Raw genomic sequence first — 21,655 nt, forward strand, 5'->3', positions numbered from 1 at the left:
CAACCCGATCGGGGTGACCGAGAACGACATCTCGGTGGCGCGCCTCGAGAAGGGCGGCGACTAAAGCCTACTCGTTGCGTTTAAATACCGCTGGCGGAGCCCAAAAGGCTCCGCCAGTTTTTTTGTGGCGTATCTCAAGCGGGGCCGCACGCCGCGGATCACAAACGAACGCATGGGAACGCAGGGTTGGGCTTTTTGGTTGTCACCACATTCTCGGATGGATGCGGGGCCTCTGGGGAAAGACTGGCTATTAAGGTGCCAGAGGTCGCGTGAGCAAGGGCTTGCGTGTCGGGGCTTGTTGGAAAAAACCAGCCGTTTTCAGAGGGGTGGTGCATAACCTGGAATCGAAAAATTTCTTGATTTTGCCGGGTGAAAATGGCCCCTTAAGGTTGAGCGTGAGCGCTGAAAAAATCGGCGAGCGAGGAGGAGAGAGAACAGCATGATTACTGCAAAAGACGTAATGGAATTTCATACGCCTTCGCCAGAAGAGAACAACATGCACTGGGCGGAGACCAACTTCTTCGGGTTCTATATTTCGAAGGAGAAACTCACGATCGGCGTTTACAATATTTTTCGCAAGCCCTTGGGCGTCGTTCTTTCGAACGTCTTCGTTGCCAAGGGGTTCGGAAAAGACCCAACCGAATGCCTATTTAACGATTTTCGTGTGCATCTGCCTATCCCGCAGGATGCCAGGCTCGGCAATTACAGCTTGGCGAATGGCCTTCAGGTAAAGGCCCTCAATGCGCCGATGGACTACGATATCCAGTACCGCAGTGAAGACGGCGAGATGGAGCTGGATGTCCATTATGAAGGGCTGATGCCCCCTTATGATATTACGGACCCCAAGATGGACCCGATCACCGCCAAGCGGACGAAGGATCATCTGGCGAAAGCGCAAGGCTTCGGCACGGCCTACAACAAACATTTCGACCAGTCCGGCCGCTATACCGGCACGATGAAGCTTCGCGGCAAGAAGTATGCGATTTCCGAAATCTCGACCATGGACCACAGCTGGGGTCCCCGGCCGGAATTCAACTCCCATAACATGACCTGGGGTCATGTTCACGCCGAGCCGGACTTCGCCATCCACACGATTTTTCAGATCGATCCGAACAAGGACCCGGTCAATTACGGCGAGCTTGCCCATGGCTACGTGATGGAAGGGGGTAAATGTTACGGTCTGGTAAGTGGCAAGGGCCGTGCGCTGAAGCGCGAGGGCTATCAGCAGAAGGAGATCGAGGTCGAGGTTACGGACGTTCGCCAGAAAACCTTCAGCTACAAGGGCAAGGCCTTGACCGGCTATCCTTGGCTTGCCTGGCCGAGCGTGTGCGGGTTTCAGTCGTTGAACGAGGTGACGCTGAACGACGGCCGGAAGGCCTATGGCGAATGCCAGGATTTCATGAGCATGCCATACATGACGCTGCCGAGCCGGCCAAAATACTAGACCGCTCGTTCCCGGCGGCTATGCCGTTCGGGTGAAAGATCAGCCTTTGCGAAGCCCCCGTCGGTTGAGTCCGGCGGGGGTTTTTTCTTTGCGCCGTCGTCAAGGCGGGGCACATCTATTGCAAATCGCCTATTGCAAATAGCCAGGACAGGGGCTTGGAAGCGAGTTACATTTTTTCTCAAACGGTAAAAAGGCAAAGTCGGGAGGTACGCGATGATTACCGAGCGGGATGCCCTGTTTTTCCATGCGCCGACCTCGAAGGAGGATGCCCTTTACTGGGCGGAAACGAACGCCTGGACCTTCTATCTGCCGGAAGAGGAGATGATGGTCATTGTCTATGCGCTTTTCCGTAAGCCACACGGGATCGTACTGACGAACGTCTATGTCGTGAAGGGCTTCTGCCGCTACCCCTACGAGGCGCTGCATAATGACTTTTATGTTCATCTCCCAATTCCGGCGGGTATCGAGATCGGAAAATACCAGTTAGCCAACGGGCTATCGGTCGAGGTTACGAAGGCTCCGATGGATTACAAAGTGGATTACGTCGCCCGCGACGGAACGGAGCTGCATTTTACCTATGAAGGACTGATGCCGCCCTACGACATTCAGGATCCCAGGATGGACCCGATCACCGCCGTGCGTAGCAAGGAAGCGCTCGCTGAGCATCAGGGTTTCGGGACGGCGTATAACGGCCATTTTGACCACACGGGTCATTACGTCGGCGTGCTCAAGCTTCGCGGCAAGACCTACCCGATCGACAACGTCTCCACCATGGATCACAGTTGGGGTGTCCGCCCCGAATCGCGTTCCGGAAACATGGCTTGGGGAAATATCCATTTCGGCCGCGATCTTGCCATCCATTCGATTTTTACGATTGATCCCCGCGCCGGCGGGGCCTACGGCCCGCTCGCCCACGGCTATGTGATGGAGAATGGCAAATGCTATGGCTTGGTGAGTGGCAAGGGTGAGGTCACCGAGCGGGATGGTTTCTACTCCCGCAGCATCGCGGTCGAGGCCGAAGACGTCCGCGGTAAAACGTACCATTATACCGGCCGCGCGATGGCGGCCTTTCCTTGGTATTACCTTCCGAACGTCTGCGGCTTCCACACCATGCTGGAATACGAGATGGGTGGCCGGAAGGCCTATGGCGGCGTCATGGATTTTCTGCACATGGACTACATGATTGAGGGCCGCCTTTAACTATCGGAAGATGTCTTTTCGAGCCAAGGCCTTAAGCGATGCGACAACGCGGGAATCCAAGGCCGAATCCAAGCTCCTAACTATCCGTTCCATATATCGAATCGCGCAATACTGACCTTGAGTTTCCGGCAAAAGATGGCTAGCTTTTTTGTGAAAAAAAATATAAAAAAGTTATCGAAACCTCGGGTTCCAAAGGAGCCGCCCATAGGGGGTAAAGGGGTACGATACAACTTGTAAATACTAGAGGGGGGAGGCGTCTGTGTCCTTGCCGACTCGAAATGCATGCCCAATCCACCCGGTTTCATGGTGGGGGTTTTGCCGCGGCCGTTGTTCGGGTCCCGTCCTTCAGGCGGGGTCTCGCATAGTTGAATATTTATCCTCTCGGCGGCCTTCCCCATAAGGATGGGAGGAAGCCCTTCGAGTGCGCAAAAATTCTTTGGGTAAGGTTATTAAAGAAACAAGGATCATGAAAGATGACAGTCATAGCCGAAGGATATAACACCTTCAATACCAACAAAAAACCAAGCGGCACGGTGAAATACCTGGCTAGCCCGCAGGATGTGATTAAGCTTATTCAGGGCGGCAAGCTGAAGGAGCATATCCTGCTGGTTCGGGGCGGGACGACGACGTTCCTGGCACCCGCGCTCAGCATGGGCGCCATTGGGGTGATCACGATGTCCGGGGCGCCGGAATCGCATCTCGGAATTCTGACCCGCGAATTCCAGATCCCCTGCGTCATGACGGTTAACCTGAACGACAGCAAATCCAAATACGTTCCTGGCGAGACGCCGGATTCTCACTTTCAGGAAATCATTCAGACGCTGGAAGGAAAGAAGGTCACCTTGGACTGCAGCGATCACGATAAGGGCAGAATTTCTGCCTAGGGTTGGTTGCCGGGCGTGAAGGGCGTAAACACGAACAGGTAATTCTGAACGCAAAGATAAGCTTGAGGAGGCATACAATGGCTGTCACCGCCAAGGCGGGTAGTGAAAAATCCGAGTGGAAGAAACGGTATGAGCCCAACGACACGGGCCTTCGTTTCCAGGATTTGAAATACACCGGTAACTTTACGGATCTTGAGCCGGTTCCCGACGGGATTCTCGGCGACCGCATGATGAAGGCGCGCATGCGGAGCAAGGTCATCGAGAAGGTCACCAAACAAGACGTCCTCAAGGGCGAATTCACGGTCGACGAACTCAACGACCTTAACGATTATCTGGCGTGGAACATCTGGGACGTTCTCGTCATGCGGGCGACGGAAGGCGTCTCCGGCATGATCCCGCGGCAGGAATATGAAATGTTGTCCTTCATGCAGGAATTCTACCGTTATCCGGAATTCATGCGGCGGATAACGGACGAGGTGGGCGCACAAGGTGTCATGGACATCGGAGCCTCAGCGCGGCGCGAAATCGGCACGAAGGTCAATTGCGTGCACGACTGGTGCCTCGGCGCGGTCGCTTTTGCCATGGGTCGCTGTGGCCTGCTTGCCTTGGAGGTCATCAAACCGGACGATTATGTCGAGGAGAGCAATACCATCCTCAAGTTCATGCAGCGGGTCCTGTGGGGCAAGCGGCAGGACGGCTGGATTTTGAACTCCCAAGACCGCTATCGCTGCACAATCCACGAAAAAGACTTTCTCGAATCGCTGGTTACCCACTGTGAGAATTTCGAGCCCGGCTCGGAGAAACACGACAAATTCGTCGCCTTCAACGCGGCAGCGGAACTGCTGGCTTTCTTCGACCATTACGATTGCCGGCTTGGGCTGGGCGATACGGGCCCTTACCAGATGCCGGATGGCCGGATTCTGATCGTTCGCGATCTCTTCGTGAACGAAGATATCTATCATTGGAGCGACGTCTGCGAAGGCTTGCCGCATTGCTTTACGATGCTGGTGCTGGTTGATCCGGAACTCATGGGGCTTAAGGAAATCCGGGTGAACGATATCTCGACGAGCTTCACGATCCCGAAGAACTACATCGAGGCGATCACTGGCGGCGCGGTCTTGGTGCGGGAACAGCACGACACGCCAATGGGCGAGGTGTATGCGGTCGGTATCAACGACATCGCAAAGCATCTCGAGAAAATCCAGCAGGCCACCTTCAACATGTACAAGAAGACGGCGAAGATGTCCCGGCACGAGCTCTGCCTGAACGGCATCTACAGCTACTACATCGAAATGATCCTGCCGCATATGCGCAAGGCGGGCATGTACGACTATTTCAACAAGGAACACGATTTCTGGGAAATTGATCAACGGGTTGCGAATTACTATTACGAAATCAACAAACGCAACTTCGCCCAGGCGACCGTGCCTTTGAAGGTTTTCTCCGGCGCTGGCTATCTGCCGTTCTCGAAGAAGGCGGATCTTCGGCAGTCGAAGTATTTCTGGTCCTGACGCGTTACGGGACGGTCGAGAAATAGGGGATGGATCAAAAATGCGCACCGGAGGTCGTCTCCGGGCGCACTTTTGATAAAGTGCCTCTTGTATTAGATTTTGGTATCCGCTTGGAGACACCGCGGTTGACCATGAAGCTGGCCGCGGCGTTTGTGTTTGATAGAGGCAAAAAAGAGAAGTCGGTGAGATGATCAGTGATGAAATCTTTCGAGTACTGAATGCGGTTTACCTTCGGAAAATGGCAAACGTCGAGGCTATTTCCGAATGTTCCGGTCTTAAGGCCGATGCGGCGCGCACCCTCGTCGAGGGTGCGGTCGGGAAAAGCCTTCTGCTGGATATGGGCGGGCAATATATGCTGCCGGAGGATGGAACGCGAGCCGTTCTCGAGTATTACGACAAGACCTACGCCCAAGAACGCCAAAACCAAGAGCTGGTGGCTTGGTATGACCGCTTCGAGACGATAAACACCCAGTTTCTAGGCTTGGTTAGCGCCTGGCAGTCTGAACAGGGCGGAGACGAAGGTACCCTCGGTAAGCTGACGCGGAGTGTCGAGCGTCTGATCAAGGCGCTGCCGAAGGCGGTTGTATTTGTTCCGCGCTATCAGGTCTATGCCGACCGGTTCGCAGCGGCGCTCGCGAAGGTGGACCAGGGCGATCATAGCTACGTCAGCAGCCCGACGACCGATTCCATTCACAACGTCTGGTTCGAGTTCCACGAGGATATCTTAGCCGTTCTTGGGAAACCTCGCGATACAGTGGAAAAATAATACATGAAACCTACCAGCCAGTTTGTTTGGGATATCGCCGACTTAGACGCGGACGATTTGACTCGCTTCGGAGGCAAGGGGGCCGGCCTTGGCCGGATGGTCGCCCAGAGGCTGCCCGTGCCGCCGGCCTTTGTCATCTCGACGGACGCCTACCGGGCCCACCGGGATGGCGGCAGCGGTTTGCCGGCGGGATTGGCGGAACAGGTCAACGCAGCGCTTGGCCGTCTGGAGAAGGCATCCGGGAAAAGCTTTGGGGGAAAGGAGGGGGCGCCATTGCTTATCTCCGTCCGCTCCGGTGCCAAGATCAGCATGCCGGGGATGATGGATACGATCCTCAACCTTGGCTTGGACGCGCATTCCGTTTCCAGGCTTGCTGCGATTTCAGACGATATGGCCTTCGCCGTCGACAGCTGGGCCCGCTTCTGGAGCATGTACGCGGATATCGTCCTTGGCTTGGATGCGCTTCTGCTTGAGGAGGAGACAGAGACCGCCCGCAAGGAAGCGGTCGCGAAAGGCACGCCGGAAGCCTTGAAGGCGTTTGAGGCGGCCCTGCTTGCTGCCATCGAGAACCAGGGCGAGGAAGCACCGCCGACCGAGCCAAGGCTGCAGCTTGACCATGCCATTATGGCCGTATTCAATTCTTGGGATTCCCCACGGGCAAAAACCTATCGCGAGCATCACGGCATTCCCGACGATCTCGGCACGGCGGTCGTCGTCCAGACGATGGTGTTTGGGAACCTGAATCAGGACTCCGGCTCCGGGGTTTGCTTCACGCGGAACCCGATTACCGGTGCGCATGAGCTTTATGGAGAATATCTGCGCGGCGGGCAGGGCGAAGAAGTGGTGGCTGGAACGACAACGGCGGACTCGCTTGCCGATCCAAAAACGCTTGGAGAAAAACTTACAAAGGAATTGATCGGCTACGGCGCGGCGTTGGAAGATTTGTATCGCGATGCGCTCGATATTGAGTTCACGGTCGAAAACGACAAGCTTTACTTGTTGCAAGTCCGGACGGCGAAACGAACGGCGGAGGCCGCCGTGTCGATTGCAACGCAGCTCGTTGCCGATAAGGTTATTGATGAACGCGAAGCGCTCGAACGTGTCACGGTTGACCAGATAAAACGCCTGCTTAGGCCGAAATTCGATCCCGACGCTCTTGAGGCAGCCCTTAAGAAGGGCGACAGGTTGGCAAAAGGCATCGGCGCTTCGCCCGGCCACGTGAGTGGCGCCGGCGTGTTGGATTCGGACCGGGCGGCCGATCGGGCCGCGACCGGTGAAAACGTTATTCTCCTTCGTCCAACCACCAGTCCCCTGGACGTTCGTGGCATGTTGGCCTCTCAGGGTATCGTCACGGGGCGCGGTGGCTCGGCCAGTCACGCCGCCGTGGTGTCTCGGGCATTGGACAAGCCTTGCGTCGTGGGATGCTCGGATATCGAGATCAATCCGGACGCAAGAACCTTCCAAGTAGCCAGCCGGAAGTTTTCGGAAGGCGATCCGGTTTCCATTGACGGGGAAACGGGGGATGTATTTTCGGGAATACTGCCGCTGCGTCCCGTGGACGTGGAAGGGGGCGCTCTTGCCCAGCTTCTTGCCTGGGCGGACAAAGCCTCTGGTGCCCATGTCTGGGTGGCGGCGCGTAACAGCACCGAAATCGGTATTGCCGCGCGGCGCAAGGTTGCCGGTATCGGCGTGATCCCCTTGACGGATCTTCTCGTCGCGACGGGCGCCATCGCGGGCTTTATTGAAGGCCTTTCCGCCTTTAGCGCAGATGGCTCGGCACCCTCCGACAAGGTGGAAAAACGGTTTGAGGAAACGGTTTACAAGGCCTGTGTGGCGCTCTTCAAGGCGGCCAACGGGTCGCCGATCGATATACGCCTCCCGAATCTTTCTAATACCAAGGCGCGCCGTTTGATTCCGGACTGGTCATCTTTGTCACCGCACCTTCTTTTGCCGCTGGGCGCTCCGAGGTTTGTCGAGGCGTTCTTGCGTATCATCGCCGCCGCCGCCAAGGACAGTGGGCACAAGCAGGTCACGGCTCTGGTTGGCGGCATCACCGACCCTGGCGAACTACAGGCGTTCCGTGATATCGCCAAGCGTGTGGGCGGCCTTCACACCGGGGCGGAGCTTCAAAATCCGGCGATTCTGCATTCAGCGCCCGACCTGCTACGGGAAGGTTCCGTATTTTGGGTAGATGTTTATGCGCTCATCCGTGCGGTGCGCGGCTATCCGGAAGAAATTCTCTATTCGGATGAAGTTTTGGAAGAATACGTGGCCAGTGGCCACCTGAGTCACCACCCAAGGTCCGCGCTCGATACGCTAAGCCGGGAACTGGTGCAGGGGCTGTTCGCGGCGGCGCAAAAACATCCCGGTTGTCGGCTCGGCATCGATCTGGGCGGGACACCTGGGCTTTCCGTCGTGACGGAGCTTTATCGGCTCGGGTTCCGCAACTTTACATGCCCGCTCGATCATTACGAAGGCATCCGGTTATTGCTTGGCCAAAGTCCAGAGTAGCGAATTATAACCCATTGATTATATGTGTAAATAATTCGAAAAAACGTGAGGCGGCAACGGATGGGCGGCAAAGCTTCAAAGGCCGAATGGTAGAAGCGGTACGAGCCTGACGACCAGGGGTTCCGCTTCATCGGCCCGACCTACACGGGAAGCTATACGGATTTACCGCCGGTGCCGGACGGCATTCTCATGGGCCGTCTGATAAATGCAACGCGAGGTGGACGTCCTGAAGGACGAGTTCGCTATTGCCGGTCTGAACGGCTCGAACAATGACATGGCCTGAAACACTTGGGACATTTTTGTCGTGCGGACGACAGGGGAGCGTTTCCGGCATGATCCCGCGGTCGAAATATTTCTGGTATTGATCCGAAAAGGGACCTTTTCTTGGGGGGGGCGGATCTTGACCGGGGGCTAATTTTTTTAGATAATTATTGGTTAACTTGAGGAATTTCCAATGCATTTAACGGCGAATGCGGAACGTCAATACCGCGACGAATGGCTTCTAAAGATTCGGACCTATGACAGCCTCGAGAAGCTGACGGAGATTCTCGTGGACTGGCGTTACAACGCGCGCCCCCCGAAGGAGCTGAGCGGGGACTACCGCTGGGTGGAGGCAAAACTCGAGGAGCAGCTCGCCAAACTGAAGTCGGAGAAGATGGAAGCCGCTGATCTGCTCACGCGGACAACGCGCGGGGAAGCGCTTGATCCGGTCCGCGAAGACTATATGAAGAAAGCGAGCGAGGCGGCCGACATCATTAAGCTCGAGGGTATCGTCGAAGAATTCCGCGAACGCTATCGTCCGCCGATCATGCCGGTTCATGACTACTTACAGGTCGAGCGAGAACTTTGCGAGATTCTGCTCCGCTTCCGTGGTGATCGCTGGTGGGACATGAGCGAGGAAGAATTGCGTGCCTACCGGGGCGCGAAGACCATCAAGAAGGAGAACCAATTTGCCCATTCTCTAATGGTCTTTTACCCGGCACCCAAGGATGTGCCACAGTTTGAGAGGCAATATCTGGAAGAACATGTGCCTCTGGCGCAGAAATTGGGCGCGAAGCTCTTGCGGGTTAATCGCGTTGCCGTAACGGTGCCGCGCAACCTGTTGCGGCCGGTTCTCGTCTTCGCCCTGCGCAACCGTCTCGTGCCTGGCAAGCTCATTTCCTTCTTGTTGCCGCGTGTTAACCCCCTCCGCGCCGCGACCGGCGAGAAGGCGCCCTACCACTTGATTGCCGAGTTGCATTTTAACGATCTGGAAAGCCTTGAGACCGCCGCCGGATCGGAGGAAGCGAAGACGGCTGTCGCGCACGCCATGAAGATTTCCACGGGCGGAGCGCCCGGTCTCATGATTGTCGAGTCGGACCTAGCCCTGGATGAGGTGTCGGGAGAGGCAAGGCCGCCGGTGAAATTGATGATCGCCTATCCGCGCCAACTGGACGAAGCGGCCTTCGAGAAACTTTGGGTGAACGAGATCGTGCCGTCTGCCCTGGCGGTGCCTTGCGAATGCCTAAAGGCCTATAAGGTCGTGGGTATGGCGGATGGCTCGCCGGCGCCGTTCCACCGTATCGCGGAACTTTACTTCAAGGACCACGCCCAGTTATTGGCGGTGGCCGGGACGCAAAAAGTCCGCGATGTCGTGGCGCGCAATCTTGGCTTCTCGCCGCCCCCGTTGATCCTTGTGATGGACAGCGTCACCTGATCCAAGGCGAGGAAGGTCTGGTTGCCGCTTACGGCTGAAGGAGGCCGACGAAACGGCGGAGAAAAGCTTCGGCGCGGTGAAGCTGATCCACCGTCACGTATTCGTTTGGCTTGTGGGCCTGTTCGATGCTTCCCGGGCCGCAGATGATGGTGGGAACGCCGGCTTTCTGAAGGACGCCGCCTTCCGTGCAGAAGCTTATTTTGGTGGTTGCGTTTTCACCACTTGCGTTTTTTGCCAGCGCCACGAGATCGGCGTCTTCCGGCGCCTTGAGGCATGGGATGTCGGAGATCACTTCCAGAAGAACGCCCGTTTCTATGGACCGGGCATGCATTCCTGGCAGAAGATCCCGCTCGATATAGGTGCTTATCTCGTCGAGCAGTTCGCGCGCGTCTTGCTCCGGCAGACAACGGAACTCGAATGCGAACGCGCAATATTTTGGAAGTATGTTAACGGCGGTTCCGCCCTGGATTGTGCCGGTCGCTACGGTCGTATAGGGGGGGGTAAAGCCGGCGTCGAAAGGACCTGCGCTGCGAAGCCGGCTGCCGATGGCGCGAAGGCGCGCAATGATTTCGGCGGCGATTTCGATAGCATTTACGCCTTCCTCAAGGGCGGAATGGCACTCAAGCCCTCGGACAGTACCGCGCAGGATCATCTTTCCCTTGTGCGCGATGACCACTTTCATTTCCGTGGGTTCGCCGATGATGCAAGCCCGAGGCCGCATCGGCAGCTTTTCGATCTCGGGTATTAACCGCTGAATTCCAAGGCAGCCGACTTCCTCATCGTAGGTAAAGGCCAGGTGAATCGGGATATTCCGGGCGATCTTCTGTAGGTCCGGCACCAGCGCCAAGACAGTTGCCAGGAATCCCTTCATATCGGCCGCGCCGCGACCGTAGAATCTACCGTTCCGTTCGGTAAGGAGGAAGGGATCCGTCTTCCATTCCTGCCCCTCGACCGGCACGACATCCGTATGCCCGGCCAGCAGGATGCCAGGACCGGCGGCAACTCCAAGCGTCGCAAGAAGATTTGCCTTTTGGCGAGTCTCGTCGAAATGTAGGCCGCTCTCGATTCCAAAGCCGGCCAGATAGGTTCGGATGAAATCGATACAATCAAGATTTGATTTGCTGCTGATCGTGTCGAAAGCGACCAGTTGTTTGAGCAGTTCCATGCTGTTCCCGATAGTCATCGGGTGTGCAGCGCTCCTTTTTTTTGATGTCAGGGGAGAAATTGCTCCTTTAGAATTCGCTCTTCGAGGTTATGCTCCGGGTCGAAGAGAAGGGTTGGCGTCCTTTTGCGATCTTCGCTCACATGCACGACCGCAACATCACGAATCTCGGTGAAATCGGCAACGGCGCTTACAGGCCGTTTTTCCGGTTCAATCACCTCAAAGACAATTTTCGCCGTATGAGGGAGAAGCGCCCCATGCCACCGGCGCGGCCGAAAGGCGCTGATGGGGGTTAAGGCCAGTAGATTGGCGTCGATGGGAATGATGGGGCCGCGTGCGGAAAGGTTGTAGGCGGTACTTCCAGCCGGTGTCGAAACGAGAATGCCGTCGCACATCAATTCCTCGATACGGACGATGCCGTCTACCCGCACGCGGATCTTTGCCGTCTGGCGTGTTTCCCGCAGTAGGGATACCTCGTTGATGGCAAGCGCTTCGTGTTCGATACCTTTGAGATTTTTTGCCATCATCCTCAAGGGACGAAGCCGGATGGGTTTCGCGGCGGTAAGTCGCTCCAGCAGGTCTTCTTCTTCATACCCGTTCATCAAGAAGCCGATACTGCCGCGATGCATGCCATAGATAGATTTGTTTGGCTCGATATATCTATGAAGGGTTTCCAGCATAAACCCATCGCCACCCAATGCGACGATGACGTCCGCTTCCTCCGGCGGCACGTGATCGTAGCGCTCCTCGAGGCGGGCAAGCGCTTCCTGTGCGGCCGGCGCTTCCGAGGCAACCAAGGCAATCTTCTGAAATTCCGTCTGGCCCATCTGGAATCGGTAGAGCGTCCTCAAGCACAAGGAAAGAGAAACAGTATATCGAAGTAGCGAAGCCGCGCCAGCGTCCTGTGCTTAAGGCTGGGGAACAGAGCGCCAAACGGGCGTAGAGCGAAGGAAGGGGATCAAGGCGCGCCGCCGGCCTGCAACAATTGCTGAATCGGCTTATGCCCTTCCCGAAGCGCGAAGTCGAACGCGGACTTTCCCGAGAAATCGCGGAGCTTTGGATCAGCGCCCGCCGCCAGCAGGGCTGCCACCGCCTTTGCATGGCCGTTCCACGATGCCCGCATAAGGGGGGTTAGGCCGTCGTTGTCGCGGTTGTTCATATCTAAGCCCGCTTCTGCCAGCATCTGTATTATCTCGCTATACCCATTGACGGCGGCCCAATTGGCCGCCGTCATCCCATCGTTGTCGCGGACGGTGATATCGGCCCCTTTCTCGAGCAGCAACCGGACGATTTTCGTGCGGCCCCGCCACGCCGCATTTATCAGGGCGGACCGGCCTGTATTGTCGAGGGCGTTTGGATCCGCCCCACGGATCAACATCAGTTGGACCGTGCTGATATCGCCGTTAGCGGATGCTTCCCGTAGGATCTCGTTCGGCTCGCGCTTGTCCTCAACGCCGGAGACAAAAGGGGCGGGGGCCAGTTGGGCTTCGTAGTGCTTAAACTTCTTGGCTAACTGGCGCGCCTTGATAATCTCTTCCACCCGCATCAACTTTTCTAACCTTTCTGCTCCGTAAATTGCCGCTTCGTTGCCGCGTTCGGCGGCCAGGCTCCACCAGGCCAGGGCTTCGGCAAAATTCCTCTCTTTATTTTCGGCGTTTGCAGCGAGGTAGCCAAGCAACACTTGCGCCTCGACATAGCCGGATTGGGCGGCCTGTGTCAGCCACTTCACGGCTTCCTCCGGCGCTTGCCCGTCGAGGCTGCTTTTCATGAGGACCTCGGCCAGACCGTGCTGGGCATAGGCATAGCCTTGCTCAGCGGCGTCTTGCAGGCGAAGGATGCTTTGCACCTGCCGCTCGTTCAGCTCGCTCTTCGGCGCTTTGAGAAGGGCGCGGTCGAGGCGTTGGTTGCGTTCGCGCATTCCTTGGAGCAATTCGCCAAGCTGGCCTTTTGCCGGCATGTCCTGCCCGGGTCGCGTATGAGCAGCCTTGGGCGAGGTCGGCAGCGCTGCCTGCGCAGGCTCTTCCGTCGCCCGGGCAACGGGCGTTTCCTTCTCTTGATCGGCCGGAGTTTTCCTCAGGGCTGCCGTTGAAGCTGCGGGTGTTTCCTTCCACGCTTCGTCGGTCGGGGCCGGCGGCTTGGGCCCCGTGGGCCCTACGCCCAGTTCTAGAGCCTCAATATCAATATCTTCTGGCTTGGAAGGCTTCCGTTCTGCTGTGGGGCGCTTGGGGCTTGACGGCACTTCCGAAGTGACGGTTTCGAAGAAAGGGGTTTCCCTCTTCGTCGTCTCCGGACGCTCCGTAACCTTCTTTTCCTCTTTTCTGATGTCTTCCGTTGTTCTGGCGTCTTCCGTTTTTTTCAATTTTGTTTCCGGGGATGTTTCTGCGAGTTCCTTTTCCCTCTCCTTTTCCCTCTCCTTTTCCCTCTCCTTTTCCCTCTCCTTTTCCCTCTCCTTTTCCCTCTCCTTTTCTTGCAGGTTATTTTCTGCAAGCTTCTCAGATTCTTGTCTTGCGCTCTCCTTTAGTTTTTCGGCCGTCTCTTGTTTGGGCTTGGCCTCTGTCTCCTTCGGCGGGGTTTCCTTCTTGTCCGGTTCGGTGCTTGGCTCAAGCAGGTCGGGAAGCGGCGCGCGAAATTCTGGAATTTTTTGCTCTTCCGTGAGGTCGATGAAATCGCTGACCGGAAGCGCGGCGGAATCAATCTTGTCGAAGACGACAACGTCCACCCTCAAAACGTCGGCTTCTTCTATTGGGATGGTTTTCACGAAACGCAGAATGGGAAAGGTGACGATAATAAACGGAAGAAGTAATGACAGATGGATGAGCGCAGACAGCGCCATTCCAAGCCTTCCTCTTTCTCCTGCAATTTCAGAAAGAGAGCGCAACTTGTCCTATCTCCCGTCCGGGTTCCCTTTCGGGCGCAGGGTTTCCTCCGTTATGTCGGCCAGATCGACGACCGCAGCATTGATAAGCACTTTGCCAGCGTGCTCAAAATTAACGGTGATTCGATCTTTGATCACGGATTGTACCTGACCGATGCCCCAGTCCGGCCGGCTTGGGTGGCGGACAAAGGCTCCCGGTAGTATGTGTTGCATTTCCGAGGCATCTCGTTAGCTTTTGGCTTTACGATTATAATAATCATACACCGCACGGGACCGGGGTTGCGATGAGAAATGAGGGCGTGGACACCGACATCGAAATTCATTTAGCGGAACTTCTCTGCTCTCGCCTTTGCCACGATCTTGTAAGCCCGGTCGGGGCAATCCATAACGGCCTCGAGCTTCTCGCGCAGGACGGTTCCGAGATGGAGGCTGAGGTTCTCGGTCTCCTACACAGAAGTTCAGACGAAGCGTCCCGCCGGTTGCGCTTCTTCCGCGCGGCGTTCGGACAGGGGGGTGGCGCTGCTGAAACGCTTCCACTGGGCGAGGGGCGGGCGCTGCTGGAAGGCTATTTGGGAGGGGGGCGTATCCATCTCGGTTGGCGGGAAGAAGTGGACCCGTTGGCGTCCTTGGCGAATGGTTCCGTGAAGCTGCTCTTGAACATGGCGCTGCTTGCATCCGAAGCGCTTCCGCAAGGTGGTGATCTCATCGTCGCCGTCGCCTGCCAGGCCGACAAAACAATTCTCGAAGTTGCGGCGAAAGGAAAAAGCGTTTTTTTCAAGAATGAAACTGTCGAAGCTCTTCGCCTTTCTCTTCCTGTCGAAAAATTGAATCCGCGTAACGTGCCCGCCTATTTTCTAGCGCGCCTCCTTGGCAGGTTTGGCTTCACCCTCACGATCGATTTGCATACGGACGCCATCACGTTAAAGGTCGTACACCAACGTTAATCGCCGATTCGTTACCTTCCCGCGCCTTCCCGCGCTTTACAGCTTTTTAACCTCTATTTGCGAGCGTTAGGGGACACATAAAAAAAGCATCGGGGAGGGGAACTAGGCCGTTCCATCCTCTTCGAGCAGGACAGGAAATGAATCATGGATGACCTACTCAGAGAATTTTTAACGGAAACGGCAGAGAGCCTTTCCGAGTTGGACGCCGATCTTGTTGAGCTTGAAAAGAATCCGAACGATCCAAAACTTCTGAGCGGTATTTTTCGTCTCGTTCACACGATCAAGGGAACATGCGGCTTCTTGGGACTTCCCAGACTCGAGCGGGTTGCTCATGCTTCCGAAGACGTATTTGGGCAATTTCGGGAAGGTAAATTGGAAGTCACGGCGGAAGCCGTAACCCTAATCTTTGAATCCCTGGATATGATCAAAGAGCTGCTGATGACTCTCGAAGGAACGGGGGCCGAACCGGAGGGCGACGATTCGGATCTAATCCGTCGTCTCCATGCCGTGATGGAAGGCGGCGGGGTGCATCCCGAGAAGGCGCTCGAAGAAACCACAGCCGTATTAGAGACGGAATCTGATGACGATGGCGAACTGGCTAAAGAGTTTGCGGAGGATACCGTAGAGGATATCCATGACGTCTCTCAAGCAGCCGTCTCGCTGGCTGCGCTGCCGCCGAGCGCAGCAAAGCAACCAAGTATTGCCACCCAAAACATTCGGGTCAACGTAGCCCTGCTTGAAAATCTCATGAACATCGTAAGCGAGCTGGTTCTGACGCGTAACCAATTGCTCCAGATGGTGCGGGGAAAAAGCGACAGTGAATTCATCGTGCCTCTTCAGCGGCTCAACCACGTTACGAGCGAACTGCAGGAAGAAGTGATGAAGACCAGGATGCAGCCGGTCGGCAACGCCTGGTCGAAACTTCCAAGAATCGTCCGCGATCTGGCCATGGAACTTGGTAAAAAAATCGAACTCGAGATGATCGGGGCGGATACCGAGCTCGACCGTCAGGTTCTTGAACTCATCAAGGATCCTCTGACGCATATGGTGCGGAACTCGGCCGATCACGGTATTGAAGTTCCAAAGGAACGGGAAAAAGCCGCCAAGCCCCTAACGGGCCAGATCATCCTGAACGCCTACCACGAGGGTGGTCACATTATCATTGAGATTTCCGATGATGGCCGCGGCATTTCGGTCGAGAAGATAAAGAAGAAGGCGTTGACCAATGGTCTGGCGACTCAGGCCGAGCTGGATGCGAAGACCGATCAGCAGATTTTACAATATATCTTCCAGCCTGGCTTCTCGACCGCAGAGGCCGTCACGAACATATCGGGCCGCGGGGTCGGCCTCGACGTCGTCCGCACGAATATTGAACGAATCAACGGCACGATCGAGATGCGAGCGAAAGAAGGCAAGGGCACGGCCTTCACCATTAAGATTCCTCTGACGCTTGCAATTGTTTCGGCGTTGATCGTGGAATGCCGCGGCGAGCGTTTTGCGATTCCCCAGATCAGCGTGCTTGAGCTTGTGCGTTCCTCTGCCGGGTCCGAGCATCGAATCGAGCGGATTCACGAAACGCCAGTTTTGCGTCTTCGGGATCGCCTGCTGCCTCTCGTCATGCTCGGAGATTTGCTGAATCCGGGTGTCCAGAACGCATCGGAAAACAAGGAAATTCCCTCTGTTGATAAGGACATCCATAAACGAGAAGGCAAGGAACGCTTTGTCATCATTACCCAGGTTGGTACCTACAAATTCGGGATTGCCGTTGATAGGGTCTTCGATACGGAAGAAATCGTGGTCAAGCCGGTGGCGCCAATTCTCCGCGATATCGGCATGTTTTCCGGCAACACAATTCTTGGAGACGGCAGCGTTGTAATGATCCTGGATCCGAACGGGATTGCTTCCGCCGCGGGCGATTCGCGGATCGGAGACGCACCGGAAGCCGAAAACAATGCGGCGGTGGAGACGATCCGGAACGAAGAACGTATGTCGCTGCTTTTGTTCCGGGCCGGCGGAGAAGAACCGAAAGCGGTTCCGTTAGAGCTGGTTGCGCGGCTGGAAGAGATCGGCTGTGACAAGATTGAATATTCGAACGGCATGCCAATGGTCCAGTACCGAGAGCAGCTCATGCTGCTCGTCCCGCTAAGCGGGATGCTTGAGAACGAACGGTCCGGTCATCGGCCAGTTCTCGTTTTTTCCGACCGTAACCGTACGATTGGACTGGTCGTGGATGAGATACTAGATATTGTCGAAAGTCACCTCAAAATCGAGCATGTCGGCACCCATAAGGGCACGCTCGGTAGCGCCATCATCGCTGGCAAGGCAACGGATATTCTTGATGTCGCCTATTATCTTACGCAGGCTTGTGGAAACTGGTTCGCGAGCGGGGAGGATGCATCTTACGACAACACCGCCACGCCTCGTCGTCTTCTGCTCGTGGACGACAGCCCATTTTTCCGCAATCTATTGATGCCGTTGCTTTCTGTATCTGGCTATCAGGTTACGTCCGTCGCAAGCGCGGATGAGGCCCTTCGCCTGCGGGAAACCGGTGCGGCCTTCGATGCCATTCTAAGCGACATAGAAATGCCGGGCATGAACGGGTTCGAGTTTGCGAAAGCTGTGCAGAACGATGGTCTTTGGCAGAATACGCCGCTGGTGGCGCTGTCGTCTCACACCTCTCAGCGCGACGTGGAACGCGGAAAAGCGGCCGGCTTTTCCAATTACGTGGCAAAATCCGATCGCGATACCTTGCTGCATACACTGGCTCAAACCCTAGACACGACACGAGGCGCGGCATGACGGAGCCAAAACAAATTTTAAACGTCTCCGATGAATTTGATCGGACCCGCGAGCGACGGGAATTCGTCACGATGCTTGTCGACGATCAAATGTTCGGTATTCCGGTTTTGGATGTTCAAGACGTACTGGGGCCGCAGAAATTGACGTGGGTGCCGCTTGCCTCGAAGGAAGTCGCGGGCGTACTAAATTTGCGCGGGCGTATCGTTACAGCGATCGACGTGCGAAAGCGGCTTGGCCTCCCGGCGTCGAAGGAAAAACAAAGCGGCATGAGCATCGTTGTCGCCCGTGGTGAGGAACTCTATAGCCTGGTCGTCGATTCCGTAGGCGAGGTCCTAAATTTGCCGCCCGATGCCCATGAACGCCCGCCGGCCACTCTCGATCCCCTGTGGAGCGAGATTTCTTCTGGTGTCTATCGTCTGGATAAGACGCTCCTCATCGTTCTGGACGTGAGCCGGCTTCTTGATTTTGCCACCCCAAAGGCAGCTTAATGGGAAAAGGAAAGGCCGTACCGCAACCTATCGGCGGGAAATAACGATGAAATATTGTCTCATTGTCGATGATTCAAAAGTAATACGGACGATCGCTAGGCGCATTCTGGAAGAGTTAAGCTTCCGGACTGAAGAGGCGACGAACGGCATTGAGGCGTTGGCAGTCTGTAGAAAAGAAATGCCGGACGTCATTCTGTTGGACTGGAACATGCCGGTCATGAGCGGCATCGATTTTCTGAAGGAACTTCGTAAACTTACCGGAGGGGAGCGGCCCGTCGTCGTTTTCTGCACTACAGAAAACGACCTGAAGCATATTCAGGAGGCTATTCAGGCTGGCGCGAACGAATATATCATGAAGCCGTTCGACAGCGAGATTCTTCAGGCGAAGTTCGAGCAGGTAGGAGTGCTTTGATGTCAGCGGCGGCTGATGTCAGACCAGACAAAGCTTCCGCCATCGGTTCCGTCACCGATCCTTATCGGGTGATGGTGGTTGAGGATTCCGCTGTCATTCGCGGTTTTCTGACGCGAATCCTTGAAGAAGACGGAGATATCGCCGTCGTGGCGTCCGTCGCCAATGGCAAGATCGCGGTCGGTACGGCGTTGCGTCATGACGTTGAAGTCATCGTGCTCGATATTGAAATGCCGGTCATGGATGGCATGACAGCGCTCGAGCTTCTCCTGAAACAGGACCCCAAGGTTCAGGTGATCATGGCTTCGACCTTAACGTTGAAGAACGCCGAGGTAAGCCTGCGCGCACTTTCCCTGGGAGCCGCGGACTATATCCCGAAACCAACCTCGGCAAGGGAGGTTGGCGGATCGCGCGACTTCCGCCATATGTTGATCGAAAAGGTCCGTAATCTCGGTGCCCGCCGCCGGGGAGCCTCCGTGGTTACATCGAACATAGACCGCACGATTCCCGACATGGTGGCGAAGGCGAGGGAGGGACGCCGTGGTGTTTTACCCATACTCCGCAAGCCATCCCTTCATTTGCCGAAGGTCATCGCCATCGGCAGTTCGACGGGAGGCCCCCAGGCCCTGCTCGCTCTGTTAAAGCAGGTGGGGGAAGGCTTCCCCCTTCCGATTCTCATTACGCAGCACATGCCGCCGACCTTCACGACCATCCTTGCGGAACATATCAGCCGGGTCTGTCAGATTCCTTGCGCGGAGGCCATGGATGGGGAGCCGATAAAGGCCGGTAGCGCTCGCTTGGCGCCAGGCGACTTTCACATGGTTGTCGAGAAAGGGGAGCCGACAAACACCTTGCGTCTTCTTCAAACGCCGCCTGAAAATTTTTGCCGGCCAGCCGTCGATCCAATGCTTCGAAGCGTCGCCGAAACCTATGGGGCCCACGCGCTTGCCGTGATTCTAACGGGCATGGGGCAGGATGGCCTCAAGGGCAGCGATGAAATCGTTGTCGCCGGGGGCACCGTCATCGCACAGGACGAGGAATCGAGCGTTGTCTGGGGCATGCCAGGGGCCGTTGCGATGGCCGGCTTGTGCAGCGCGATCTTGCCCTTGCAGAAGATTCCGGCCTATGTCCACGAACGAATTAGCGGAAAAGCACCATGACGCCAGACAACTTCCTGTTTCTGTGCGATCTGCTTTATCAACGTTCCGGTCTCGTGCTTTCCGAGGCGAAGACCTATCTGGTCGAGGCGCGGCTCACGCCTTTTGTTCGGCGTCTGGGCATAGGCGGCCTTGATGAGCTTATTCGGACGGTCCAGCTCAAGAAAGATGAGAAGCTTATCCGTGAAATTACGGATGCGATGACGACAAACGAGTCTTTCTTTTTTCGCGATGGGACGCCCTTTAAGATTTTTAAAGAGGATGTTCTTCCGAAGCTGTTGGCAGCTCGTTCGGAAACGAAAAAAATCCGAATTTGGAGCGCCGCCTGCTCGATGGGGCAAGAACCGTACACGATCGCAATGCTTCTGAAAGAGGAGGGCGCGAAGGTCCGTGACTACCGGTTCGATATTATCGGTACCGATATTTCTGACGAGGTATTAAAAAAAGCAAGAGATGGATTTTATACCCAGTTCGAGGTCCAGCGAGGCCTTCCCATCCAACTTCTTGTCAAATACTTCACAAAGGAAGGCGAAAATCGGTGGCAGATCTGTCGGGAAATTCGGGAGATGATAACCTACCGTTACCTGAATCTACTCGACGATTTTTCCGCCCTTGGACCATTCGACGTTGTTTTCTGCCGGAACGTGCTGATCTACTTTGACCAGCCGACGAAAGTGCGGGTGCTTGAGCGCATCAGCAAAATCATGGCAAACGACAGCGTGCTTTTTCTTGGCGGCGCCGAGACGGTGATCGGCGTTACGGACACCTTCAAGCCCGTTCCGGGTGCTCGTGGCACCTATGGGCTGGCAAAAGAGGGAGGCGCGGTCCACACGAAGGCAATCGGAACTTCGGTTGCGCGCCCGCCGACGCAACCTTCTGCCTCGTAATCTGCGATTCAAAAACTTGGCTTTTCGCTCGCGAACGTTTTGGCGCTTGCTTGGCGCGAGGGAGCAGCCTCGTCAGGCGCTGGCCGTCCTTGCCTGCCGTTCGGGTTGCGGGGGGGAGGCGAGAGGTGTTGGCTCTCCTTCTATGTCACCGGCCGGATCTCGGAGAACATAGCCGCGTCCCCAAACCGTCTCGATATAGTTTTCGCCGCCGAGGGCCGCGGAAAGCTTCTTGCGCAGTTTGCAGATGAACACGTCGATAATCTTGAGTTCCGGTTCATCCATCCCTCCGTAAAGATGGTTGAGGAACATCTCTTTCGTCAGGGTTGTTCCTTTGCGAAGGGAGAGCAGCTCAAGAATCCCGTATTCTTTTCCGGTAAGATGGATCGGTTTTGAATCAACCTCGACCATCCGCGTGTCCAGGTTGACGGAAAGCCGCCCGGTATTAATGATAGAATTTGCGTGCCCCTTCGATCGCCGGACGATTGCGTGAATCCTTGCAATCAACTCGCCTTTGTCGAAGGGTTTCGTGAGGTAATCGTCGGCGCCGATGCCAAATCCCTTGATTTTGTTGTCAGGTTCTGTGAGGCCGGAAAGGATGAGGATGGGGGTTTCGATTCGTGAGGAGCGGAGGTGTCTTAGTACGTCGTAACCGTCCATGTCGGGAAGCATTAAATCGAGAACAATAATGTCGTAATCATAAAGCTTGCCGATTTCCAAACCGTCTTCGCCGAGATCCGTCGTGTCGCAGACGATGTTTTCGGACCGCAGCATCATTTCAATGTTGGATGCCATCGTTGGGTCATCTTCGATCAGAAGCGCACGCATACGGTCCTCCCTAAAGACAGGCGCTAAACTAAACTCTGATAGCCCTGACTCTGACACTGCAGGGGTTAATATGATCTTAACTATGGCGATCGAGATG

Annotated in this window: 19 protein-coding genes; 14 read left to right on the forward strand and 5 right to left on the reverse strand. The window is 55.9% G+C overall.

The genetic code is table 11. The annotated features are described in order from the left end of the window. The first annotated feature begins 439 nt into the window (after nt 1-439). The 8 genes from AB1781_00005 to AB1781_00040 all read left to right on the forward strand — a co-directional run bounded on the left by AB1781_00005 (nt 440) and on the right by AB1781_00040 (nt 10,012). Nucleotides 440-1,444 (forward strand): hypothetical protein, encoded by a 1,005-nt coding sequence (locus tag AB1781_00005; protein ID MEW5702964.1) that lies wholly within the window; start codon nt 440-442, stop codon nt 1,442-1,444. A gap of 213 nt (nt 1,445-1,657) precedes the next feature. Further along, entirely contained in the window at nt 1,658-2,644 is a 987-nt protein-coding gene (locus tag AB1781_00010; protein MEW5702965.1) for a hypothetical protein, read from the forward strand. A 473-nt stretch (nt 2,645-3,117) separates the two neighbouring features. Then, nucleotides 3,118-3,528 carry a PEP-utilizing enzyme gene (locus tag AB1781_00015; GenBank protein MEW5702966.1) on the forward strand — a complete coding sequence of 137 codons (411 nt, stop codon included), beginning with the start codon at nt 3,118-3,120 and terminating at the stop codon, nt 3,526-3,528. 77 nt (nt 3,529-3,605) lie between these two features. After that, nucleotides 3,606-5,039 carry a hypothetical protein gene (locus AB1781_00020; GenBank protein MEW5702967.1) on the forward strand — a complete coding sequence of 478 codons (1,434 nt, stop codon included), beginning with the start codon at nt 3,606-3,608 and terminating at the stop codon, nt 5,037-5,039. Nucleotides 5,040-5,068: 29 nt separating this feature from the next. Continuing rightward, the gene (locus tag AB1781_00025) at nt 5,069-5,230 is read left to right on the forward strand and encodes a hypothetical protein (protein MEW5702968.1); all 162 of its coding nucleotides are present in this window, start codon (nt 5,069-5,071) and stop codon (nt 5,228-5,230) included. Next, entirely contained in the window at nt 5,227-5,805 is a 579-nt protein-coding gene (locus AB1781_00030) for a hypothetical protein (protein ID MEW5702969.1), read from the forward strand. Before AB1781_00025 ends, AB1781_00030 begins: the two co-directional genes overlap by 4 nt. A 3-nt stretch (nt 5,806-5,808) precedes the next feature. Next, nucleotides 5,809-8,316: a pyruvate, phosphate dikinase gene (locus AB1781_00035; GenBank protein ID MEW5702970.1), complete on the forward strand. Its 2,508-nt coding sequence runs from the start codon at nt 5,809-5,811 to the stop codon at nt 8,314-8,316. Nucleotides 8,317-8,770: 454 nt separating this feature from the next. Continuing rightward, nucleotides 8,771-10,012: a hypothetical protein gene (locus AB1781_00040; protein MEW5702971.1), complete on the forward strand. Its 1,242-nt coding sequence runs from the start codon at nt 8,771-8,773 to the stop codon at nt 10,010-10,012. 28 nt (nt 10,013-10,040) lie between these two features. Here the strand turns inward: AB1781_00040 and argE are convergent, their stop codons facing one another. The 4 genes from argE to AB1781_00060 form a co-directional block, all read right to left on the reverse strand. Then, nucleotides 10,041-11,195, reverse strand: coding sequence for an acetylornithine deacetylase (gene argE, locus AB1781_00045; protein MEW5702972.1), 1,155 nt, complete (start codon nt 11,193-11,195; stop codon nt 10,041-10,043). A gap of 29 nt (nt 11,196-11,224) precedes the next feature. After that, a complete protein-coding gene (locus AB1781_00050) occupies nt 11,225-12,001 on the reverse strand; it encodes an NAD kinase (protein MEW5702973.1) in 777 nt (258 codons plus the stop codon). Between the two features lie 131 nt (nt 12,002-12,132). Further along, complete coding sequence (locus AB1781_00055) at nt 12,133-14,007, reverse strand: ankyrin repeat domain-containing protein (GenBank protein ID MEW5702974.1); 1,875 nt, start codon at nt 14,005-14,007, stop codon at nt 12,133-12,135. Nucleotides 14,008-14,058: 51 nt separating this feature from the next. Then, nucleotides 14,059-14,262 (reverse strand): DUF3553 domain-containing protein, encoded by a 204-nt coding sequence (locus tag AB1781_00060; protein MEW5702975.1) that lies wholly within the window; start codon nt 14,260-14,262, stop codon nt 14,059-14,061. 86 nt (nt 14,263-14,348) lie between these two features. Here AB1781_00060 and AB1781_00065 point away from each other — a divergent pair, with 86 nt between their 5' ends. The 6 genes from AB1781_00065 to AB1781_00090 all read left to right on the forward strand — a co-directional run bounded on the left by AB1781_00065 (nt 14,349) and on the right by AB1781_00090 (nt 20,733). Then, a complete protein-coding gene (locus AB1781_00065) occupies nt 14,349-14,993 on the forward strand; it encodes a histidine phosphotransferase family protein (protein ID MEW5702976.1) in 645 nt (214 codons plus the stop codon). Nucleotides 14,994-15,137: 144 nt separating this feature from the next. Then, nucleotides 15,138-17,792: a chemotaxis protein CheW gene (locus AB1781_00070; GenBank protein MEW5702977.1), complete on the forward strand. Its 2,655-nt coding sequence runs from the start codon at nt 15,138-15,140 to the stop codon at nt 17,790-17,792. Next, nucleotides 17,789-18,280 carry a chemotaxis protein CheW gene (locus AB1781_00075; protein ID MEW5702978.1) on the forward strand — a complete coding sequence of 164 codons (492 nt, stop codon included), beginning with the start codon at nt 17,789-17,791 and terminating at the stop codon, nt 18,278-18,280. Before AB1781_00070 ends, AB1781_00075 begins: the two co-directional genes overlap by 4 nt. Before the next feature lie 46 nt (nt 18,281-18,326). Next, nucleotides 18,327-18,692, forward strand: coding sequence for a response regulator (locus AB1781_00080; GenBank protein MEW5702979.1), 366 nt, complete (start codon nt 18,327-18,329; stop codon nt 18,690-18,692). Continuing rightward, the gene (locus AB1781_00085; GenBank protein MEW5702980.1) at nt 18,692-19,849 is read left to right on the forward strand and encodes a chemotaxis response regulator protein-glutamate methylesterase; all 1,158 of its coding nucleotides are present in this window, start codon (nt 18,692-18,694) and stop codon (nt 19,847-19,849) included. The genes AB1781_00080 and AB1781_00085 overlap by 1 nt, the downstream gene beginning before the upstream one ends. Beyond that, nucleotides 19,846-20,733: a protein-glutamate O-methyltransferase gene (locus AB1781_00090; GenBank protein MEW5702981.1), complete on the forward strand. Its 888-nt coding sequence runs from the start codon at nt 19,846-19,848 to the stop codon at nt 20,731-20,733. Before AB1781_00085 ends, AB1781_00090 begins: the two co-directional genes overlap by 4 nt. Nucleotides 20,734-20,805: 72 nt before the next feature. On the opposite strand, the gene ctrA is transcribed toward AB1781_00090, so the two are convergent. After that, a complete protein-coding gene (gene ctrA / locus AB1781_00095) occupies nt 20,806-21,558 on the reverse strand; it encodes a response regulator transcription factor CtrA (protein MEW5702982.1) in 753 nt (250 codons plus the stop codon). Nucleotides 21,559-21,655: the final 97 nt, after the last annotated feature.

This window comes from Pseudomonadota bacterium (assembly GCA_040752895.1).
Classification (GTDB): domain Bacteria; phylum Pseudomonadota; class Alphaproteobacteria.